We start from the raw sequence: 19,527 nt of genomic DNA on the forward strand, positions 1-19,527 counted from the left end.
CGTCCATAGATCCGGAAGACATGGATCCGAAAGACCGGCCAAGCCGTGCGACCGAAGCATTTTTCGGTCGCCGGCGCGGCAAGGCCATGCGTCCGCAGCAGGCAGCGGCACTGGAAAGCGGTTTCAGCACCTACCGGCTTGATCTGACGGCCGGACCGCCGGCCGACTTGCGCAGCCTGTTCGAAGCTGATGTCCGCGCCATTCATGTCGAAATTGGTTTTGGTGGCGGCGAGCACCTGCTGCATCGGGCGACGGCGGCTCCTGAGACCGGTTTTGTCGGCGTCGAGCCTTTCGTCAACGGCATGGCCAAGATGATGATGGCGGTCAGGCAACGGCCGCTTGCCAATCTTCGGGTCTATGACGACGACGCCACGCGCCTGCTCGACTGGCTCCCGCAAGCCTCGCTCGACGGCATCGACCTTCTCTATCCCGATCCCTGGCCGAAGAAGAAACACTGGAAGCGCCGCTTCGTCAGTCCGGTCAATCTCGACCGTTTCGCGCGCGTGCTGAAGTCAGGCGGAACATTCCGCTTTGCGTCCGATATCGATAGCTATGTGAACTGGACGCTGCTGCACTGCCGGGCACATGAAGCGTTTGCGTGGCAGGCTGAAGAGGCAGCCGACTGGCAGCGGCCCTACGAGGGTTGGCCGGGTACGCGCTACGAGGCGAAGGCCGTTCGCGAAGGCCGTCGGCCAGCCTACCTCACCTTCGTCCGAAGATAGTCCTATTCAAAGCGCGCCTAGCGCACTTTGCCGTCGACGAGGACCAGAGATGTCCTCGTCCCTGCGTCGCCAGACTTAGAAGCGGCCGATCTTGTTGAAGGCGGCCGGATCCATGCCGAGATTGCGCAGATCGTGCGCGCGCGGCTTGCGGCCGGCTTCGACGGCGTGCGAAGCGGCGACGGCGCTGCCGAAGACGGTGAAGAAATCGCCGATGGCCGAGAAAACCTTGCGGTTGGTCATGATTATGCCCTTTCGCCTGCTGCAATGCGTGATTGATTTTGTGCAGCGCAACATAGATAGGCGCGTACTGCCTGATATCACAGGGACGTTGGCGCATGGCCGCTATGCGCCCTGTGCAACGCTGCCGCCCCCGACAGTTTCGCCCACCCTGTATGCGGACAACGCAGCTGCTTACGACACGGACCGCATGCGGACTTGAAACGACGGCTGCGATGGTCTATATCAGGCTCAAATTCTTGGTCGGTATGGCGAAGAGTGGGTCCACCCGGTCCCGCTCTTTTTTGTTACCTTCCGACCGCCGACGAAGCGACAGGAATAGAATGACGGCAACGGTACCCGACAGCGACGACCGCATCATCCGCGAAAGCGGCATCGATGCGCGCATCGCGCTGATCGTGCAGCCGGTTCTGCGTGCCATTGGCTTCCGCCTTGTCAGGGTGCATCTGACGGGCCAGAACGGGCTGACGCTGCAGATCATGGCCGAACGCGAGGACGGCACCATGACCGTCGAGGATTGCGAAGAGGTCAGCCGGGCAGTGTCGCCGGCGCTTGATGTCGATGATCCGATCGAAAAGGCGTATCATCTCGAAGTGTCGTCGCCGGGAATCGACCGGCCGCTGGTCCGCAAGTCGGATTTCGCGACCTGGACGGGTCATCTGGTGAAGATGGAAACCTCGGTCCTCGTCGCCGACCGCAAGCGCTTCAAGGGCAAGATCGCCGAGAGCGACGCGGACGGCGTGCTGATCGAGCGCGACAAGGCGGCCTATGGCGAACAGCCGACGGTGCGTGTGCCCTACGATGCGATTGCCGAGGCACGGCTGATCCTGACCGACGACCTTATCCGCGACGCACTGTCGAAGGACAACAGGGCGCGCAAGGAAGCCAAGAAGCGCCGCGGCGAGCCCGAAGACGCGCCAGAGAGCGTGGAAGCGGGCGTAGAAGATGAAACCGAACAGGAAATGTGATTGGGCTGCCGGGCGCAAAGCCTCGGCAACAAGCTCGGGAGAAAAGAGATGGTTGTAAGCGCCAACAGGCTTGAACTGCTGCAGATCGCCGATGCGGTCGCGCGTGAGAAGTCGATCGACAAGTCGATCGTCATCGCCGCCATGGCCGATGCGATCCAGAAGGCGGCGCGCTCGCGCTATGGCCAGGAAACCAACATCCGTGCCGACATCAATCCGAATACCGGCGAGATGAAGCTGCAGCGGCTGATGGAAGTGGTCGAGAAGGTCGACGACTATGCGACGCAGATCGCCATATCCTCGGCGCGTGAGCGCAATCCCGACGCCCAGCTCGGCGACTTCATTGCCGAACAGCTGCCGCCGATGGATTTCGGCCGCATCGCCGCCCAGTCGGCCAAGCAGGTCATCGTGCAGAAGGTGCGCGAGGCCGAGCGTGATCGCCAGTACGACGAGTACAAGGACCGTATCGGCGAGATCGTCAACGGTACTGTCAAACGCGTCGAATACGGCAACGTCATCGTCGATCTCGGCCGCGGTGAGGCGATAATCCGTCGCGACGAGCTGATCCCGCGCGAAAATTACAAATATGGCGATCGCGTCCGCGCCTATGTCTATGACGTGCGCCGCGAGCAGCGCGGTCCGCAGATATTCCTGTCGCGCACCCATCCGCAGTTCATGGCGAAGCTGTTCACCATGGAAGTGCCGGAAATCTACGACGGCATCATCGAGATTAAGTCGGTCGCCCGCGATCCAGGTTCGCGCGCCAAGATCGCCGTCATCTCGCGTGACAGTTCCATCGATCCGGTTGGCGCCTGCGTCGGCATGCGCGGCAGCCGCGTTCAGGCGGTGGTGGGCGAATTGCAGGGCGAGAAGATCGACATCATTCCGTGGTCGCCTTCGGCCGCTTCCTTCATCGTCAACGCGCTGCAGCCGGCGGAAGTCGCCAAGGTCGTGCTCGACGAGGACGCCGAACGCATCGAGGTCGTGGTGCCGGACGACCAGCTGTCGCTGGCCATCGGCCGCCGCGGCCAGAACGTCCGGCTCGCCTCGCAGCTCACCGGCTGGGATATCGACATCCTGACCGAGCAGGAAGAGAGCGAGCGCCGCCAGAAGGAGTTCGTCGAACGCTCGGCTCTGTTCATGGATGCGCTCAACGTCGACGAGATGGTCGGCCAGGTGCTCGCCTCCGAAGGCTTCACCAGCGTCGAGGAAGTCGCCTATGTCGATGCCGACGAGATCGCGTCGATCGACGGCTTCGACGAGGACACCGCCTCGGAAATCCAGGCTCGCGCCCGCGAATATCTGGAGAAGATCGAAGCCGAGCATGACGAGAAGCGCAAGGCGCTCGGCGTCAAGGACGAGCTGCGTGAGATTCCAGGCGTGACAACCGCCATGATGGTGACGCTCGGCGAGGACGGCGTGAAGACGATCGAGGATTTCGCCGGCTATGCAGCCGATGATCTGACCGGCTGGAAGGAACGCAAGGACGGCGAGACGAAGGTATTCCCGGGCGTGCTCGCCAATCACGGCGTGTCGCGGGCCGATGCTGAACAGATGGTTCTGGCTGCTCGCCTCAAGGCCGGCTGGATCACCGAAGACGAGCTTGCAGCCGAAGACGTGCCGGCTGACGAAGCCGTTGGTGCGTGAGGTGAAACCGCATCGCACACAAGCCGCCCTTGGACGAGATGAACGATCGCACTTGCATCGTCACGCGCAAACAGGCCGAACCGGATGAACTGATCCGTTTCGTCGTCGGCCCGGATTCGGCCGTCGTTCCGGATATCAAGAAAAACCTGCCCGGACGCGGTTGCTGGGTGACTGCCGACCGCCTACATATCGACAAGGCGACAGCGAAAAACCTGTTCGCTCGCGCCTTCAAGGCGCAGGTGACCGTGCCGACCGATCTCGGCGACATGGTCGACGGGCTGCTTTCCAGATACGCTCTGGGCATGCTCGGTCTTGCCCGCAAGGCAGGCGCGATCGCGCTCGGCGCCACCAAGGTTGAGAGCGCGGTGCGTGGCGGGCTGGCGCTTTTCGTGTTGCATGCGACCGAGGCGTCAGATGACGGCGTCCGCAAGATCAGCCAGGCGCGACGGGCAACCGTCCACCTCGGTGGCCCCGCCATCCTTGCCTACAAACTTTTCTCCGAGGCCGAGTTGAGCTTGGCATTGGGGGGTACAAATGTGATACATGCTGCCGTTCTCGCGGGAGACGCGGGCAGGGCGGTCCAGAAGCGCATGGTTGCGCTCGACCGGTATCGGGGCGGTTCCCCGGACGATCTGGCAATGCTTGCGGCCGTTGCTGACGAAGATGATGCCGCAGAGGATATGGAATGAGCGATACGAAATCGGGCGACGACAAGACGTTGAGTGTTACGCCGAAGAAGACTTTGACGCTGAAGCGCCCAGGTACGGAACAGGGCACCGTGCGCCAGAGCTTCTCGCATGGCCGCACCAAGGCGGTCGTGGTCGAGACCAAGAAGCGCAAGTTCTCGCTGCCCGGTGACAAGCCGGAGCCGACTGCTGCCCCTGTGTCCGTCTTCACGCCGAAGCCACCGGTCGCGGCAGCGCCGGTTGTGCAGGAAGCGCCCAAGGCGCCGCCGCCTCCGCCGCCGGTCGAACGCGGCGGCATGGTGCTGAACCAATTGTCGCGCGATGAAATGGAGGCGCGCCGCCGGGCCCTTGAGGGTTCGAAGGTGCGCGACGTCGAGGATCGCCAGCGCGCCATCGACGAGGCCAAGCGCCGCGCCGAGGATGAAGAGCGCCGCCGTCGCGAGCGCGAGGAATCCGCGCGCCGCCAAGCCGAGGAAGAAGCCCGGCTGCAGGCCGAGGCCGAGTCCCGCCGGCGTGCCGAGGAAGAGGCGCGCCGCCGCGCGCCGCTGGCCGCCGAACTGGCGACAGCCGACGACGAGGACATCAAGCCGAAGCGGACCGGCGCCGGCGCCCCGGTGCGCCGTCCGGTCACGCCGGAAGTGGCGCGTCCGGCCAAGCCGACCAAGGGCGAGGAAGATCGCCGCCGCGGCAAGCTGACGCTGAATGCCGCACTTTCCGATGAGGATGCGCGGGCGCGTTCGCTGTCGTCGATGCGTCGGCGCCAGGAGAAATTCAAGCGCGCGCTGCATAACGAACCGCGCGAGAAAGTCATGCGCGAAGTGATACTGCCCGAAACCATCACCATCCAGGAACTGGCGCAGCGCATGTCCGAGCGCGCCGTCGATGTGGTCAAGTTCTTCATGAAACAGGGCCAGATCCTGAAGCCGGGCGACGTCATCGACGCCGACACGGCCGAGCTGGTCGCTACCGAATTCGGCCACACGGTTCGCCGCGTCGCCGAGTCCGACATCGAGGAAGGCCTCTTCAACATCGCCGATCGCCCCGAAGATCTCGAGCCGCGTCCGCCGGTGGTGACCATCATGGGCCATGTCGACCACGGCAAGACGTCGCTTCTCGACGCCATCCGCAATGCCAATGTCGTATCCGGCGAAGCCGGCGGCATCACCCAGCATATCGGCGCCTATCAGGTCGAGAAGAACGGTCACAAGGTCACCTTCATCGACACGCCCGGCCACGCCGCCTTCACGGCGATGCGCGCCCGTGGCGCTCAGGCGACCGACATCGCCATCCTGGTAGTGGCGGCCGACGACAGCGTGATGCCGCAGACGATCGAATCGATCAGCCATGCCAAGGCGGCCGGCGTTCCGATCATTGTGGCGATCAACAAGATCGACAAGCATGACGCCGACCCGCAAAAGGTGCGCTCGGAACTGCTGCGCCACGAAGTCTTCGTCGAATCGATGGGCGGCGAGGTGCTGGACGTCGAAGTGTCGGCGACCAAGGGCACCAATCTCGACAAGCTGCTCGAAGCGATCCTGCTGCAGGCCGAAATCCTCGACCTGAAAGCCAATCCGGACCGCACCGCCGAAGGCGTCGTCATCGAAGCCCAGCTCGACAAGGGCCGCGGCCCCGTCGCCACGGTGCTGGTCCAGACCGGCACGCTGATGCCTGGCGACATCCTCGTTGCCGGCAACGAATGGGGCCGGGTGCGCGCGCTGGTCAACGACCGCGGCGGGCAGATCAAGGAAGCGCCGCCGGCTATGCCGGTGGAAGTGCTCGGTCTGCAGGGAACCCCGCAGGCCGGCGACCGCTTCGCCGTCGTCAACAACGAGGCCCGCGCCCGCGAGATCACCGAATATCGCCAGCGTCTGGCGCGTGAGAAGGCGGTGGCCAAACATGCCGGCCAGCGTGGTTCGCTCGAACAGATGATGTCGCAACTGCAGACGAGCGGGCTGAAGGAATTCCCGCTGGTTATCAAGGGCGACGTTCAGGGCTCGATCGAGGCGATCAGCGCGGCGCTGGACAAGCTCGGCACCGACGAGGTGCGTGCGCGCATCGTTCATGCGGGCGCCGGCGGCATCACCGAAAGCGATGTCTCGCTGGCGGAAACCTCGGGCGCCGCAATCATCGGCTTCAACGTTCGCGCCAATGTGCAGGCGCGGGCGGCGGCCGCGGCTGCAGGCATCGAGATCCGCTACTACTCGATCATCTACAACCTCGTGGATGACGTGAAGGCGGCGCTGTCCGGCCTGCTGTCGCCGGAGCGTCGCGAGACCTTCATCGGCAATGCCGAGATCCTCGAGATCTTCGACATCACCAAGGTCGGCAAGATCGCCGGCTGCCGTGTCAGCGAAGGCAAGGTCGAGCGCGGTGCGGGCGTTCGCCTGATCCGCGACAACGTCGTCATCCACGAAGGCACGCTGAAGACGCTGAAGCGCTTCAAGGACGAAGTTGCGGAGGTTCCGGGTGGCCAGGAATGCGGCATGGCCTTCCAGAACTACGAAGACATGCGCGTCGGCGACGTCATCGAGTGCTTCCGCGTCGAGATGGTGACCAGGACGCTCTGAGTTTCGAGCAACTTGAGTTCGAGCATCTACTGGGACCGGGCGGTGGTCGAAAGGCTGCCGCCTAAACCATGATCCCGAAAAGTGGTATCCGGTTTTCGGAGAAGATCATGGTCAAAGAAAAAGATAGAGCCTGATCCATTCCGATTCTTTATCGGGATGGATCGGGCTCTAAAGCATATGAGACATGCGGCGCGGTCCCATCCCGTGCCTCACGATTTCAGGATAGAGAAAAATGCCCCGTTCAACCACGTCAGGTCCATCCCAGCGCATGCTTCGCGTCGGCGAGCAGGTGCGTCATGCGCTGTCGGAAACCTTGCAGCGTGGCGAGATCCTCGATCCATTGATCGAGAATTCGGTGGTTTCGGTCTCGGAGGTGCGCATGTCGCCCGATCTGAAGGTCGCCACCGCCTTCGTCTCGCCGCTTGGCGCCAGTGATGCCGATGCGGTGGTCGAGGCGCTCAACAAGCATGCGAAATTCGTGCGCGGCCGCGTTTCCGGCGCGCTCCGGCAGATGAAGTACATGCCGGAATTCCGCTTCCGGCTCGACACCAGCTACGACAATTTCCAGAAGATCAACGAATTGTTGCACTCGCCCGAAGTGGCGCGCGATCTCGGCCCAGACGCCCAGATCGGCGACCAGAACAAAGACAACGACAAGGACGAAAAATAGTGGCGCGTCGCGGCAAGAAGAAGGGTCGGCCGATCTCCGGCTGGCTGGTGCTGGATAAACCCGTCGGCATGGGTTCGACCGAAGCCGTCTCCAAGATCAAATGGCTGTTCCAGGCGGAAAAGGCCGGCCATGCCGGCACGCTCGACCCGCTCGCTTCCGGCATGCTGCCGATCGCGCTCGGCGAAGCGACCAAGACCGTCCCCTATGTCCAGGATGGCGCCAAGGTCTACCGCTTCACGGTTGCCTGGGGTGAGGAGCGTTCGACTGATGACCTCGAAGGGCCGGTGACGAAAAGCTCCGACCAGCGTCCGGCTGAAGCCGATGTGCTTTTGCTGATGCCGAAATACACCGGCGTCATCATGCAGACGCCGCCGCAATTTTCGGCCATCAAGATCGCAGGCGAGCGCGCCTATGATCTTGCCCGCGACGGCGCGACGGTTGACATTCCGGCGCGGGAAGTCGAGATCGGCCGCCTCGACCTGATCGAGCACAGTGCTGACAGCACCATTTTCGAGGTCGAATGCGGCAAGGGCACCTATGTCCGCTCGCTGGCCCGCGATATGGGCCGCGATCTCGGCTGTTTCGGTCACATCGCCGAACTGCGCCGGATCGAGGTCGAGCCGTTCACGCAGGAAGACTTCGTCACCATCGCCGAGCTGGAAGCCGCCCGCTTCGGCGAACAGCCCGATGAAGGTTCGGATTCAGCGGACACGGTGCCGGTCGATTTCAATGCCATCGACGCGTTTCTGGTCGACACGTCAGCCGCGCTCGACTGCCTGCCGCAGATCGCAATCAGCGACGACGCGGCAACAAAAATCCGCCTTGGCAACCCGGTCATCATCCGTGGCCGCGACGCGCCGGTGGAAGCCGAGGAAGCCTGCGCCACGGCGCGCGGCAAGCTGGTCGCCATCGGCGCCATCGAGCAAGGCATGTTCAAGCCGAAGCGGGTCTTTGCCGGCTGAGCCCCCTCGTCTAATCTGGATCAGAGGCACATTCGAGGGGCACATGGCAAAGGCCGAGACGATCAGGAAGCGGGCGCCGGTGACAGCACGGCGGCCGCCGATCGGCGCATCACCGGGCACACTGATCGCCGACCCTGCGGCGCGGCGCAGCGAACTGCGACTGACACTGATGTCGCCCGACAAATTCGAGACAATCGAGAAATGCCAGCATCGACGACCTGAATGCTCATTGCAACGCTTGGCCGGTCATCTGGCTCGACTGCACCGGCCTCGCCAACATCCCGCTGATCGAGGAGATCGGCCGGATTTTCAGCCTGCATCCGCTGGCGCTGGAAGACGTCGTCAACACCGGCCAGCGGCCGAAGGTGGATTTCTTCGAAGACCATGCCTTCGTCGTCGTCAGGATGATCGACGACGTCACCGCGCATCGCTACGAGCAGATCGCGGTCTTCTTCGGCAGGAACTTCGTCGTCACCTTCCAGGAGCGCGAAGGCGATCCGTTCGATCCCGTGCGCAAGCGCATCGAAAGCTCGATGCCCAACCGGCTGCGCTCACGCGGCGCCGACTATCTCGCCTATGCGCTGATCGACGCCATTGTCGACAGTTATTTCCCGCCGATCGAGACTGCCGGCGACTTGGTCGACAGCATCGAAGACCAGATGCTGCGCGCGGCGGACAAGCACCAGATGCGGCGGCTTCACGAGTTGCGGCGCGACGCCAACGTGCTGAAGGGGGTGCTTTGGCCGATGCGCGACGCGCTGGCGACGCTGATCCGCAACGACGTGCCCTACGTCAAGCCCGAGACCAAGATCTTCCTGAACGACACGCTCGATCACTCGCTTCGGCTCATCGAACTGGTCGAAACCCAGCGCGACATGCTGACCGGTCTGATCGAGATGCATCTGTCGCTGAGTCAGCGCACCAGCGACGTCATCAGCTATCTGGACGATCGTCTCGGTGATCTTCATCCCGCTCACCTTTCTCGCTGGCGTGTGGGGCATGAACTTCGATCCCGAAGCCTCGCCATGGAACATGCCGGAGCTGAAGGCCCAATACGGCTATCCGGCAGCGCTGGTGTTCATGGCCGTTGTCGCGCTCGGTCTTGTCGCCTTCTTCAGATGGAAGAAGTGGCTTTAGCCGAGGCGAAAACTTCGTTTGTGCAGCAAAAAGCCGGCTTGTGAATTGGGCTGGTGTTTTTGCCTGAATTGCACTATATGCGCCGCAGCATCGTGCAATGCCACGTTGCTTGTACCGGCCCCTGCTGGACGACATCCCGGCCGAGGGCGTCCCGTTTCCTCAAACAGATAAGGAAAAACACGATGTCGATTACTGCCGAGCGCAAGAAGGAATTGATGGGTGAATTCGCAACCGCCAAGGGCGATACCGGGTCTCCGGAAGTCCAGGTGGCCATCCTTTCCGAGCGCATCAAGAACCTGACCGACCATTTCAAGGACCACAAGAAGGATAACCATTCCCGCCGTGGTCTGCTCGCTCTCGTCTCCCAGCGCCGCAGCCTGCTTGATTATCTCAAGCGCAAGGACGACGCGCGCTATCAGACGCTGATCGAGAAGCTCGGTCTGCGCCGTTGACGAATTGACCGGCGGGTTCTTTCGAGAGCCCGCCGGTCGCGCATTGGAGCAGTCCATTGCTCCAATGAAGGAGTAGAGCGCCGCGCTTCGATTTGGACGCGCACATGGGACGCTCTGAAACTTTGAATTTGCGCAAGGCATTTCCGAGAGCCGCGGTTTTCGGGTCATGCGCAAGGCCAGTCGGATCGATTGGCCAGACCCGGTTTCGATATAGCACAGGGCCATTCGAAACCGCCCATGGACGGTCATGGGGCAGGATTGCAGGACGCTCGCGCGGCACCCGCGCCGGATTTACCCGAGCTTCCCGTTGTCTTGCCCGTGGCTGCCCGAGAAACGAAGCCAAGGGAAAGGGGCACTCGCGCACGGTGAAATGGCGCGGCCCTTTCCGCATATGAAGGACAAGACATGTTCAATCACCACAAAGTGGAAATCGAATGGGGCGGCCGTCCGCTCATCCTCGAAACCGGCAAGGTTGCGCGCCAGGCTGACGGCGCGGTGCTCGCCACCTACGGCGAAACCAAGGTTCTCGCCACCGTCGTTTCGATGAAGGAACCAAAACCCGGCCTCGACTTCTTCCCGCTGACCGTCAACTACCAGGAAAAGACCTATGCCGCCGGCAAGATCCCGGGCGGCTATTTCAAGCGCGAAGGCCGTCCGAGCGAAAAGGAAACGCTGGTTTCCCGCCTCATCGACCGTCCGATCCGCCCGCTCTTCGCTGACGGTTACAAGAACGACACGCAGATCGTTGTCACCGTCGTCCAGCATGATCTCGAAAACGACCCGGACATCCTGTCGATCGTCGCCACCTCGGCGGCTTTGACACTGTCCGGCGTCCCTTTCATGGGTCCGATCGGCGGCGCCCGCGTCGGCTACATCAACGGCGAATATGTGCTCAATCCGCATGTCGACGAGATGCAGGAATCCAAGCTTGACCTGATCGTCGCCGGCACCTCCGACGCCGTGCTGATGGTCGAGTCCGAAGCCAAGGAACTCGGCGAGGATCTGATGCTCGGCGCCGTCATGTTCGGCCATCGCGGCTTCCAGCCGGTGATCGACGCCATCATCAAGCTGGCAGAAGTCGCCGCCAAGGATCCGCGTGACTTCACCGCGCCGGATTATTCGGCACTTGAAGCCGAGATGCTGAAGATCGTCGAAGGCGAGCTTCGTGATGCGTACAAGATCACCGACAAGCAGAAGCGCTATGCCGCCGTCGACGCCGTCAAGGCCAAGGTCAAGGCTGCGTTCGCGCCCGCCGAAGGCGAAGAAGCCAAGTATACGTCCGAGCAGATCGGCACCGTGTTCAAGGAGCTCCAGGCCAAGGTCGTGCGTTGGAACATCCTCGACACCGGTTCGCGCATCGACGGCCGCGACCTGAAGACGGTTCGCAAGATCGTCTCCGAAGTCGGCGTCCTGCCGCGCACCCACGGCTCGGCGCTGTTCACCCGCGGCGAGACCCAGGCGCTGGTCGTCGCCACGCTCGGCACCGGCGAGGACGAGCAGTATGTCGATTCGCTGACCGGCATGTACAAGGAAAAGTTCCTCCTTCACTACAACTTCCCTCCCTATTCGGTCGGTGAAACCGGTCGCATGGGGTCGCCCGGCCGCCGCGAGATCGGCCACGGCAAGCTCGCCTGGCGCGCGATCCGCCCGATGCTGCCGACATCAGACCAGTTCCCCTACACGCTGCGCGTCGTTTCGGAGATCACCGAGTCCAACGGCTCGTCGTCGATGGCTACCGTCTGCGGCACCTCGCTGGCGCTGATGGATGCCGGTGTGCCGCTGGCCAAGCCGGTCGCCGGCATCGCCATGGGCCTGATCAAGGAAGGCGAGCGCTTCGCGGTGCTCTCCGACATCCTCGGCGACGAGGACCATCTCGGCGACATGGACTTCAAGGTTGCCGGCACCGCCAACGGCATCACCTCGCTGCAGATGGACATCAAGATCGAGGGCATCACCGAGGAGATCATGAAGATCGCGCTGGACCAGGCCAAGGACGGCCGCCAGCATATCCTCGGCGAAATGGGCCATGCGCTGTCCGGCGCGCGCTCCGAACTCGGCGAATTCGCGCCGCGCATCGAGGTCATGCACATCCCGACCGACAAGATCCGCGACGTGATCGGCTCGGGCGGCAAGGTCATCCGCGAGATCGTCGAAAAGACCGGCGCCAAGATCAACATCGAGGACGACGGTACGGTCAAGATCGCTTCGTCCAACGCCAAGGAGATCGAGGCGGCGAAGAAGTGGATCCACACCATCGTCGCAGAGCCGGAAGTCGGCGAAATCTACGAGGGCACGGTCGTCAAGACCGCCGACTTCGGCGCTTTCGTCAACTTCTTCGGTCCGCGTGACGGCCTCGTCCACATCTCGCAGCTCGCCAATGATCGCGTCGCCAAGACTTCGGACGTCGTCAAGGAAGGCGACAAGGTCTGGGTCAAGCTGATGGGCTTCGACGAACGCGGCAAGGTCCGCCTGTCGATGAAGGTCGTCGACCAGGCCACCGGAAAGGAAATCGCCCGCGACAAGAAGGCCGACGGCGAAGAAGACGCCGCCTGAGCGATCTGACCGTACAATCGAAACGGGCGCGCCGACAGGTCGCGCCCGTTTTCATTTTCTGGAAAAGCCAGCTGCACTTCGAGATCGAAAAATGTCCGCCGAGCCGCTGAAGACACTGTTCCATCCGTTCGAGGCCGAGGCTGTTTCCTTGCCGCGTAAGGGCGAGCGTGTCCTCTTTCTCGGCGCTGAGCCGGGCTTCCGCCTGCCCGAAGGTTTTGATGCAGCACTGCATCTGGTGCAAGGCTTCCGGCCGCACTTTCGCGCGCTGCAGGCGGCCGGTTTCACCGTCACGCCGCGCCTGGAGGGCGAAGGTTTCGATGCGGCACTGGTGCTTGCCGGCCGTCATCGCGGGCAAAACGAATTGCGCATCGCCGAGGCGGTCGAATGTGTGAGGCCGGGCGGGTCGATTGTCGTCGCCGGCGCCAAGGACGATGGCATTGCCAGCCTGCGCAAGCGCATCGACGAGCTTGTGCCGCTCGATGGCCATTTGCCGAAACATCACGGCATCGCCTTCTGGTTTCATCGACCTGCCGATGCTGCGGTCGCAGCGGCACTTCGCGCTGCCAATCCCGCCCTTCTGGTCGAGGATCGGTTCCGCACCGCACCAGGCATGTTTTCTTTCGACAAGATCGATGCAGGTTCGAGATTGCTGGTCGACAATCTGCCCGGCGACCTGCGTGGCAGCGTTGCCGATTTCTGCGCCGGCTGGGGCTATGTGGCGGCCGAAATCACCGCCCGCTCACCTGGCCTATCGGCGCTCAATCTCTACGAGGCCGAGTTCGATGCACTGGAAGCGGCGAAATTCAATATCGGCACTACAACGGCGGAACCCCGTTTCTTCTGGATCGATCTCTTGAGCGAGCCGGTCGAGCGGCGCTATGACGCCATCGCCATGAACCCGCCCTTCCATCGCAGCCGGGCGGCCGAGCCCGAGATCGGTGCCGGCATGATCCGCGCCGCGGCAAAGGCGCTGAAGCCGGGCGGGCGGCTGTTCATGGTGGCGAACCGCCAGCTTCCCTACGAGCCGGTGCTGGCGGCCGCCTTCTCCAGCCATGCCGAGATCGCCCGCGACGGCATGTTCAAGATTTTCGCGGCGCGCCGCTGAAGGCGGACAAAGGCATCTTCTACGGCCGAAATTACTCTCGTCCGCTGTCGGTCCGCTTCAGCTCGTCGAGCGCCGGCATCGAGACGATGTGGTAGCCGGAATCGACATAGTGGATTTCGCCGGTGACGCCCGACGACAGATCGGACAGCAGATAGAGCGCGGAGCCACCGACTTCGTCGATGGTCACTGTACGGCGCAGCGGCGAGTTGCGCTGCTGGTAGGAAAACATATGGCGTGCGTCGGAAATCCCGGCGCCGGCCAGTGTCCGCACCGGTCCCGCGGATATGCCGTTCACCCTGATGCCGCGCGGGCCGTAGTCGTTGGCGAGATAGCGGACGCTGGCTTCAAGCCCGGCCTTGGCGACGCCCATGACGTTGTAGTTCGGCATGACGCGGACCGAACCGGCATAGGTCAGCGTGATCATCGAGCCGCCGTCCCTCATCAGCGCGGCCGCATGACGGGCGACCTCGGTGAAGGAGTAGCAGGAGATGACCATGGTGCGGACGAAATTGTCGCGGCTGGTGTCGGCGTAAAGGCCTTTCAGCTCGTTCTTGTCGGAAAAGCCGATGGCGTGGACGACGAAGTCCAAGCCGCCCCAGGCCTCGCCCAAGGTCCCGAAGGTAGCGGCAATCGATGCGCTGTCCTCGACGTCGCAAGGCACGACCAGCGAGGAGCCGAGCTTGTCGGCGAGCGGCTTGACCCGGCGCCCGAAGGCTTCGCCCTGATAGGTGAAGGCGAGTTCCGCCCCATGTTCGGACAGTTTCCGGGCGATGCCCCAGGCGATCGAATGGTCGTTGGCGACACCCATGACAAGCCCGCGCTTGCCCTTCATCAATCCGTCCATGGTCGGCAGTCCTTATGCGGAATAGCGCTGGAAAATCAGCGTTGCGTTGGTGCCGCCGAAACCGAACGAGTTGGACAGGACGGTGTCGATCCTGGCATCGTCGATGCGCTCTCGCACGATCGGCATACCCTCGAATTCCGGATCGAGCTGCTCGATGTGGGCGCTCTCGCCGATGAATCCGCCTTGCATCATCAGGATCGAGTAGATCGATTCCTGCACGCCGGCCGCACCCAGCGAGTGGCCGGTCAGCGATTTCGTCGAGGTGATGAACGGCATGTTTTCGCCGAACACCTCGCGGATCGCGCCCATCTCCCTGGAGTCGCCGACCGGCGTCGAGGTGCCGTGCGTGTTGATGTAGTCGACCGGCGAAGAGACGGTCGCCAACGCCTGCCGCATGCAGCGCACCGCGCCTTCGCCCGAGGGCGCCACCATGTCGAAGCCGTCCGAGGTCGCGCCATAGCCGACGACCTCGGCGTAGATCTTGGCGCCGCGCGCCTTGGCGTGCTCGAGTTCTTCCAGCACCAGCACGCCGGCGCCGCCGGCAATGACGAAGCCGTCGCGATCGACGTCATAGGCGCGCGAGGCAGCCGATGCCCGGTCGTTGAACTTGGAGGACATGGCGCCCATCGCGTCGAACAGGTCCGACATCGTCCAGTCGAGATCCTCATGGCCGCCGGCGAAGACCATGTCCTGCTTGCCCCACTGGATCAGTTCGTAGCCATTGCCGATGCAATGCGCCGAGGTCGAGCAGGCCGAAGAGATCGAATAATTGACGCCTTGGATCTTGAACCAGGTGGCGAGCGTCGCCGAAGCGGTCGACGACATCGCCTTCGGCACCGCGAACGGGCCGATGCGCTTGGGGCTGCCGTTCTTGAGCGTGGTTTCAGCGGCCTCGACGATGGTTCTGGTCGATGGTCCGCCCGATCCCATGACGATGCCGGTGCGCTCATTGGTGATGTCGTTCTCGCCAAGTCCAGCGTCCACGATCGCCTGGTCCATGGCGACATGGTTCCAGGCCGCACCTTGCGACAGGAAGCGCATGGCGCGGCGATCGATCAGCGCGGCGGGGTCGAGCGTCGGCGCTCCCCAGACCTGGCAGCGGAAGCCGTGTTCGGCGAAGGAATCCGAGAAGCTGATGCCGGATCTGGCATCATGCAGCGAGGCCTGCACCTCGTTGGCATTGTTGCCGATCGACGACACGATGCCGAGGCCCGAAACTACGACCCGTCTCATTCGCAACTCCTTCCAGCGCGTGAACCCGAAACCTGCCGGACCGAAACCTGCCGGACAAGGATGCGCAAATTAAGTTCTACAGCTTCCTTTGCGCCTCCCGCGGACTCGCCGCGCTGCGCAGGCGCCGGTCAGGCGGCAGCCGATTGCTTGGACAGTCCCACCTTGAGATCCGTTGCTGCGTATATGGGTTCGCCATCCGCCTTCAGCCAGCCATCGGCGATACCCAGCACCAGCCGGCCGCGCATCACGCGCTTGAAATCCACGCCATATTCTACCTTCTTGACCGACGGCGTCACCATGCCTTTGAATTTCACTTCGCCGGTCGACAGCGCCATGCCCTTGCCCGGCTCGCCGAGCCAGCCAAGGTAGAATCCCGTCAATTGCCACATGGCGTCGAGGCCCAGGCACCCCGGCATGATCGGGTTGCCGATGAAGTGGCAGGCGAAAAACCACAGGTCCGGCTTGATGTCGAATTCGGCGCGGATGAAGCCCTTGTCGAAGGCGCCGCCGGTCTCGCTGATTTCGGTGATGCGGTCGAACATCAGCATCGGCGGATAGGGGAGCTGGGCGTTTCCAGGTCCGAACAGCTCGCCGCGGGCGCAGGCAAGCAGTTCCTCGTAATCGTAGCTGGATTTCGAAACCGCCATCAGTCTCCGTCCCCAATAATCGTCCGGGCGGTAGCGCGCCCTTGTCGTTGGTTTCCTAACACAATCTATTTCAGGCCGGAAACCGGCGTTTGCGCTTAACCCGCCCGCCTGCCGGGGTCAATGCGCGCTATTGATCGTATTCGGCCGACAGAATATATGTCGGGGGATGTCCAGGTTCGGTCAATGTTGGTTTTTTGCCGTTCTGGACAGGTTTTGAGGCGAAACTTGAGCTTGGATGGATAGATGGATCTGGGCTGCCGGAAGGAAAATGTCGCTGTGGACAAGCGGGTTCGCGAAGCTGGCCTGAGGCCGACGCGTCAGCGCATTGCGCTGGCCGATCTGCTTTTTGCCAAAGGCGACCGCCATCTGTCGGCCGAGGAACTGCACGAGGAGGCAATCGCCGCCGGCGTGCCGGTATCGCTCGCCACCGTCTACAACGCCCTTCATCAATTCACCCAGGCGGGCCTTCTGCGCATCCTGGCCGTCGAGGGGTCGAAGACCTACTTCGACACCAACACCTCCGATCACCATCATTTCTACATTGAGGGCGAAAACAGGATTTTTGACATCGCCAGCGGTCCTGTCACGGTTTCCAACCTGCCGGAGCCGCCGGAGGGCATGGAGATCGCCAATGTCGATATCGTGGTGAGGCTGCGCCCCAAACGCTCCGATTGATCCGCTCTTTATAAGGCGGCGAGATACCGTTTCGCCTGTATCGGCCTCTAAAGCGCGTCGCGTTTGGCCGGCCTCATGCGACGCGCTTCAGGTTGTTGTTTTTACGCATGTCGTTATCGCAAAACCGCTGCGCACTTTTGCGCGACATGCGTTGGACCATCATCCCGAACCGGCAAGAAGAGGTCAGTCCTTGACCCGTTCGCCCGGATAGGCGCCCCAGACCAGCGACTGGGCGAGCCAGCCGGTGTGGCCACTGAAGGTCATTTCGCACCACTGGCCGTCACAGGACTTGATCGTGCCCATGGCGCCAGGCTCGACGATTGCGACGATGCCGGCATCCTTTTGCGGGTCGTCGAGTAGGTTGATTCGGGCATCTTTGCCGCGCTGCCAGGGTGCTACGATCGCCGTGCGGCGACCTGAAAGCAGCGACTGGTTGATCCAGCCTTCCGAGCCGTCGGCATCGCGCACCCGACGCCAGGTGTCGAATTCCTGGATGATCTCCATCGGCAGGCCGGGCTTCATATACATCCAGTCGACGGAATAGTTGACGCCTGGTCCGACGCGGGAGTTGACGCGGCCGGCTTTCAGGCTGACGAAGCGCGGCAGCGGCAGGCCGCTCGGCCCGAGCGTGACGCTCTGGGTCGGTGCTGCCGCATTCTGTGCCGCCACATCCGGGGAATAAAGCAGAGCGCCGAGAAATGCTGCGCTGAGGGCCAGGCGGAGCGACGCGAAACCAGACACTTTCGTTCCCTTTCGGCGCCGGCTCATCGGCCCTGGCGCCCCTTTTTCTTTGTCTTCGGCGGAACCTCTTGTTACATGGAGAACTGGCACCGCGACCGGCCTGCAGTTTCGCCTGTCTTGGTTAAAGAGGTCTCAACGAGGTCGGGTTCGAGGAAACAATGGTAGGCAGAAAAAGGCCCCTCGTCGTCATCACGCGCAAGCTGCCCGACCCGGTCGAGACCCGCATGCGTGAGCTGTTCGACGCCCGGCTGAATGTCGAAGACCGGCCGATGACGCAGCCGGAACTGGTCGCGGCGGTCAAGGAAGCCGACGTGCTGGTGCCGACCATAACCGATCAAATCGACGCGGCGCTGATCGCTCAGGCCGGCGACAACCTCAAGCTGATCGCCAATTTCGGCAACGGCGTCGACAAGATCGACGTGTCAGCAGCAGCGAAGAAGGGCATTACCGTCACCAACACGCCGAACGTTTTGACCGAAGATACCGCCGACATGACCATGGCGCTGATGCTGGCGGTGCCGCGGCGGCTGGCGGAAGGCGCCAATGTGCTGACCGGCGACAAGAAATGGGCCGGCTGGTCACCGACCTGGATGCTCGGCCGGCGTATCTGGGGCAAACGCCTCGGCATTGTCGGCATGGGCCGCATCGGCACCGCCGTCGCCCGGCGGGCCAAGGCCTTTGGCCTGTCGATCCACTATCACAACCGCCATCGCGTGCTTGCCGCGGTCGAGGACGAACTGGAGGCGACTTATTGGGAAAGCCTCGACCAGATGCTTGCCCGCATGGACATCATTTCGGTCAATTGTCCGTCGACGCCGGCGACCTTCCATCTGCTTTCGGCGCGGCGGCTGGCGCTTCTGCAACCGTCCGCTTACATCGTCAACACGGCGCGCGGCGACATCATCGACGAGGACTCTCTGGTCAAGCTGATCCAGGACGGCAAGATCGCCGGCGCCGGGCTCGACGTCTACGAGCATGAGCCGGCGCTGAACAGCAAATTGCTGAAGCTCGCCGCCAAGGGCAAGGTCGTGCTGTTGCCGCATATGGGGTCGGCGACGCTCGAAGGCCGGATCGACATGGGCGAGAAGGTGATCATCAACATCCGCGCCTTCTTCGATGGCCATCGGCCGCCGGATCGCGTGCTGCCGCTACGGACGTGACCGGCTGCCATATTAAGTTAGTGCAGGCTTACGAAAGAACCTTGCGCATGGTGATCGAGGTCGGACGGTCATAGCCACTGTGCGCTGTCCGTGCCGTTTCGTGAAAGCCGAGGCGGGCAAAGGCCGCGTGGTTCCCGGTCAGTTCGATCCGCGTCTGAAGCTCGATCGCAGGCTTGCCGCGGTTGCGGGCAAGATCCTCGACAGCTTGCATCAGCCGCCTGGCGATGCCTTGTCCCCGAAAATCCGGTTCGACCGCGAGCTTTCCGACATAGAAATCTCTGGCCCGCTCAAGGACAAAAACGCAGCCGACAATCCTGCCGTCCTTCAGCGCCGCAAAGCCCGTCTCCTGCCGGGCCTTGTCCCGGAGATTTTCGACCGTGAGCCGATGCGCCGAGGATGGCGGATCGATGACGCCGTCCATGGCAGCGAAGGCGCGCATGATCAGCGCCAGCACCTCGTCCCAACGGTCGAAATCGGCCGGAAGCTGCGCGACGGAAACCAGGCTGTCCAAAATCTAGCTGCTC

The 19,527-nt window shown here is 62.8% G+C and carries 18 protein-coding genes and 1 pseudogene; 13 read left to right on the forward strand and 6 right to left on the reverse strand.

Translation table 11 applies throughout. The features are described 5' to 3' along the window. The first annotated feature begins 20 nt into the window (after positions 1-20). Positions 21-722 carry a tRNA (guanosine(46)-N7)-methyltransferase TrmB gene (gene trmB / locus M727_RS0104640; protein WP_027151687.1) on the forward strand — a complete coding sequence of 234 codons (702 nt, stop codon included), beginning with the start codon at positions 21-23 and terminating at the stop codon, positions 720-722. Positions 723-797: 75 nt separating this feature from the next. Here trmB and M727_RS39685 read toward each other — a convergent pair whose 3' ends face one another. Further along, entirely contained in the window at positions 798-962 is a 165-nt protein-coding gene (locus tag M727_RS39685) for a hypothetical protein (RefSeq protein WP_077377234.1), read from the reverse strand. A gap of 320 nt (positions 963-1,282) precedes the next feature. Between M727_RS39685 and rimP the strand changes: the two genes are divergently transcribed. The 10 genes and pseudogenes from rimP to M727_RS0104700 all read left to right on the forward strand — a co-directional run bounded on the left by rimP (position 1,283) and on the right by M727_RS0104700 (position 13,703). Then, complete coding sequence (rimP, locus tag M727_RS0104655) at positions 1,283-1,927, forward strand: ribosome maturation factor RimP (protein WP_027151689.1); 645 nt, start codon at positions 1,283-1,285, stop codon at positions 1,925-1,927. A gap of 48 nt (positions 1,928-1,975) precedes the next feature. Beyond that, a complete protein-coding gene (gene nusA / locus M727_RS0104660; RefSeq protein ID WP_023802116.1) occupies positions 1,976-3,571 on the forward strand; it encodes a transcription termination factor NusA in 1,596 nt (531 codons plus the stop codon). A 38-nt stretch (positions 3,572-3,609) separates the two neighbouring features. Next, the gene (locus M727_RS0104665) at positions 3,610-4,260 is read left to right on the forward strand and encodes an RNA-binding protein (protein ID WP_027151690.1); all 651 of its coding nucleotides are present in this window, start codon (positions 3,610-3,612) and stop codon (positions 4,258-4,260) included. Next, complete coding sequence (gene infB / locus M727_RS0104670; RefSeq protein WP_027151691.1) at positions 4,257-6,824, forward strand: translation initiation factor IF-2; 2,568 nt, start codon at positions 4,257-4,259, stop codon at positions 6,822-6,824. Before M727_RS0104665 ends, infB begins: the two co-directional genes overlap by 4 nt. 232 nt (positions 6,825-7,056) lie before the next feature. Then, positions 7,057-7,494, forward strand: coding sequence for a 30S ribosome-binding factor RbfA (gene rbfA, locus M727_RS0104675; RefSeq protein WP_027151692.1), 438 nt, complete (start codon positions 7,057-7,059; stop codon positions 7,492-7,494). Continuing rightward, complete coding sequence (gene truB / locus M727_RS0104680) at positions 7,494-8,456, forward strand: tRNA pseudouridine(55) synthase TruB (protein WP_027151693.1); 963 nt, start codon at positions 7,494-7,496, stop codon at positions 8,454-8,456. The genes rbfA and truB overlap by 1 nt, the downstream gene beginning before the upstream one ends. A gap of 43 nt (positions 8,457-8,499) precedes the next feature. Continuing rightward, positions 8,500-9,593: pseudogene (corA, locus tag M727_RS43960) on the forward strand (magnesium/cobalt transporter CorA). Positions 9,594-9,670: 77 nt separating this feature from the next. After that, positions 9,671-10,045, forward strand: a complete 375-nt coding sequence (gene rpsO / locus M727_RS0104690) for a 30S ribosomal protein S15 (protein WP_274609416.1) — start codon at positions 9,671-9,673, stop codon at positions 10,043-10,045. Positions 10,046-10,450: 405 nt separating this feature from the next. Beyond that, positions 10,451-12,598, forward strand: coding sequence for a polyribonucleotide nucleotidyltransferase (pnp, locus tag M727_RS0104695; RefSeq protein ID WP_027151694.1), 2,148 nt, complete (start codon positions 10,451-10,453; stop codon positions 12,596-12,598). 91 nt (positions 12,599-12,689) lie between these two features. After that, positions 12,690-13,703 (forward strand): class I SAM-dependent methyltransferase, encoded by a 1,014-nt coding sequence (locus M727_RS0104700; RefSeq protein ID WP_027151695.1) that lies wholly within the window; start codon positions 12,690-12,692, stop codon positions 13,701-13,703. A gap of 31 nt (positions 13,704-13,734) precedes the next feature. Here the strand turns inward: M727_RS0104700 and fabI are convergent, their stop codons facing one another. The 3 genes from fabI to fabA form a co-directional block, all read right to left on the reverse strand. Continuing rightward, positions 13,735-14,547, reverse strand: a complete 813-nt coding sequence (fabI, locus tag M727_RS0104705; protein WP_027151696.1) for an enoyl-ACP reductase FabI — start codon at positions 14,545-14,547, stop codon at positions 13,735-13,737. A gap of 12 nt (positions 14,548-14,559) precedes the next feature. Then, the gene (gene fabB / locus M727_RS0104710) at positions 14,560-15,780 is read right to left on the reverse strand and encodes a beta-ketoacyl-ACP synthase I (protein ID WP_027151697.1); all 1,221 of its coding nucleotides are present in this window, start codon (positions 15,778-15,780) and stop codon (positions 14,560-14,562) included. A gap of 128 nt (positions 15,781-15,908) precedes the next feature. Then, positions 15,909-16,427, reverse strand: coding sequence for a 3-hydroxyacyl-[acyl-carrier-protein] dehydratase FabA (fabA, locus tag M727_RS0104715; protein WP_023802127.1), 519 nt, complete (start codon positions 16,425-16,427; stop codon positions 15,909-15,911). Between the two features lie 243 nt (positions 16,428-16,670). Here fabA and irrA point away from each other — a divergent pair, with 243 nt between their 5' ends. Further along, positions 16,671-17,102, forward strand: a complete 432-nt coding sequence (gene irrA / locus M727_RS0104720) for an iron response transcriptional regulator IrrA (protein WP_027151698.1) — start codon at positions 16,671-16,673, stop codon at positions 17,100-17,102. A 183-nt stretch (positions 17,103-17,285) separates the two neighbouring features. On the opposite strand, the gene M727_RS0104725 is transcribed toward irrA, so the two are convergent. Beyond that, complete coding sequence (locus tag M727_RS0104725) at positions 17,286-17,843, reverse strand: SH3 domain-containing protein (RefSeq protein ID WP_027151699.1); 558 nt, start codon at positions 17,841-17,843, stop codon at positions 17,286-17,288. Positions 17,844-18,001: 158 nt separating this feature from the next. On the opposite strand from M727_RS0104725, the gene M727_RS0104730 reads away from it, so the two are divergent. After that, complete coding sequence (locus M727_RS0104730; RefSeq protein ID WP_023802130.1) at positions 18,002-19,003, forward strand: D-glycerate dehydrogenase; 1,002 nt, start codon at positions 18,002-18,004, stop codon at positions 19,001-19,003. 28 nt (positions 19,004-19,031) lie between these two features. On the opposite strand, the gene M727_RS0104735 is transcribed toward M727_RS0104730, so the two are convergent. After that, complete coding sequence (locus M727_RS0104735; protein ID WP_027151700.1) at positions 19,032-19,514, reverse strand: GNAT family N-acetyltransferase; 483 nt, start codon at positions 19,512-19,514, stop codon at positions 19,032-19,034. Between the last annotated feature and the right edge of the window lie 13 nt (positions 19,515-19,527).

Origin of the sequence: Mesorhizobium sp. WSM2561 (assembly GCF_000513915.1) — a bacterium.
GTDB lineage: Bacteria > Pseudomonadota > Alphaproteobacteria > Rhizobiales > Rhizobiaceae > Mesorhizobium > Mesorhizobium muleiense.

Bases quoted from the DNA above. Each gene is read 5' to 3' on its own strand.
- trmB (WP_027151687.1), top strand. From the start codon at position 21: ATGGATCCGAAAGACCGGCCAAGCCGTGCGACCGAAGCATTTTTCGGT.
- M727_RS39685 (WP_077377234.1), bottom strand. From the start codon at position 962: ATGACCAACCGCAAGGTTTTCTCGGCCATCGGCGATTTCTTCACCGTC.
- rimP (WP_027151689.1), top strand. From the start codon at position 1,283: ATGACGGCAACGGTACCCGACAGCGACGACCGCATCATCCGCGAAAGC.
- nusA (WP_023802116.1), top strand. From the start codon at position 1,976: ATGGTTGTAAGCGCCAACAGGCTTGAACTGCTGCAGATCGCCGATGCG.
- M727_RS0104665 (WP_027151690.1), top strand. From the start codon at position 3,610: ATGAACGATCGCACTTGCATCGTCACGCGCAAACAGGCCGAACCGGAT.
- infB (WP_027151691.1), top strand. From the start codon at position 4,257: ATGAGCGATACGAAATCGGGCGACGACAAGACGTTGAGTGTTACGCCG.
- rbfA (WP_027151692.1), top strand. From the start codon at position 7,057: ATGCCCCGTTCAACCACGTCAGGTCCATCCCAGCGCATGCTTCGCGTC.
- rpsO (WP_274609416.1), top strand. From the start codon at position 9,671: ATGCGCCGCAGCATCGTGCAATGCCACGTTGCTTGTACCGGCCCCTGC.
- pnp (WP_027151694.1), top strand. From the start codon at position 10,451: ATGTTCAATCACCACAAAGTGGAAATCGAATGGGGCGGCCGTCCGCTC.
- M727_RS0104700 (WP_027151695.1), top strand. From the start codon at position 12,690: ATGTCCGCCGAGCCGCTGAAGACACTGTTCCATCCGTTCGAGGCCGAG.
- fabI (WP_027151696.1), bottom strand. From the start codon at position 14,547: ATGGACGGATTGATGAAGGGCAAGCGCGGGCTTGTCATGGGTGTCGCC.
- fabB (WP_027151697.1), bottom strand. From the start codon at position 15,780: ATGAGACGGGTCGTAGTTTCGGGCCTCGGCATCGTGTCGTCGATCGGC.
- fabA (WP_023802127.1), bottom strand. From the start codon at position 16,427: ATGGCGGTTTCGAAATCCAGCTACGATTACGAGGAACTGCTTGCCTGC.
- irrA (WP_027151698.1), top strand. From the start codon at position 16,671: ATGGATCTGGGCTGCCGGAAGGAAAATGTCGCTGTGGACAAGCGGGTT.
- M727_RS0104730 (WP_023802130.1), top strand. From the start codon at position 18,002: ATGGTAGGCAGAAAAAGGCCCCTCGTCGTCATCACGCGCAAGCTGCCC.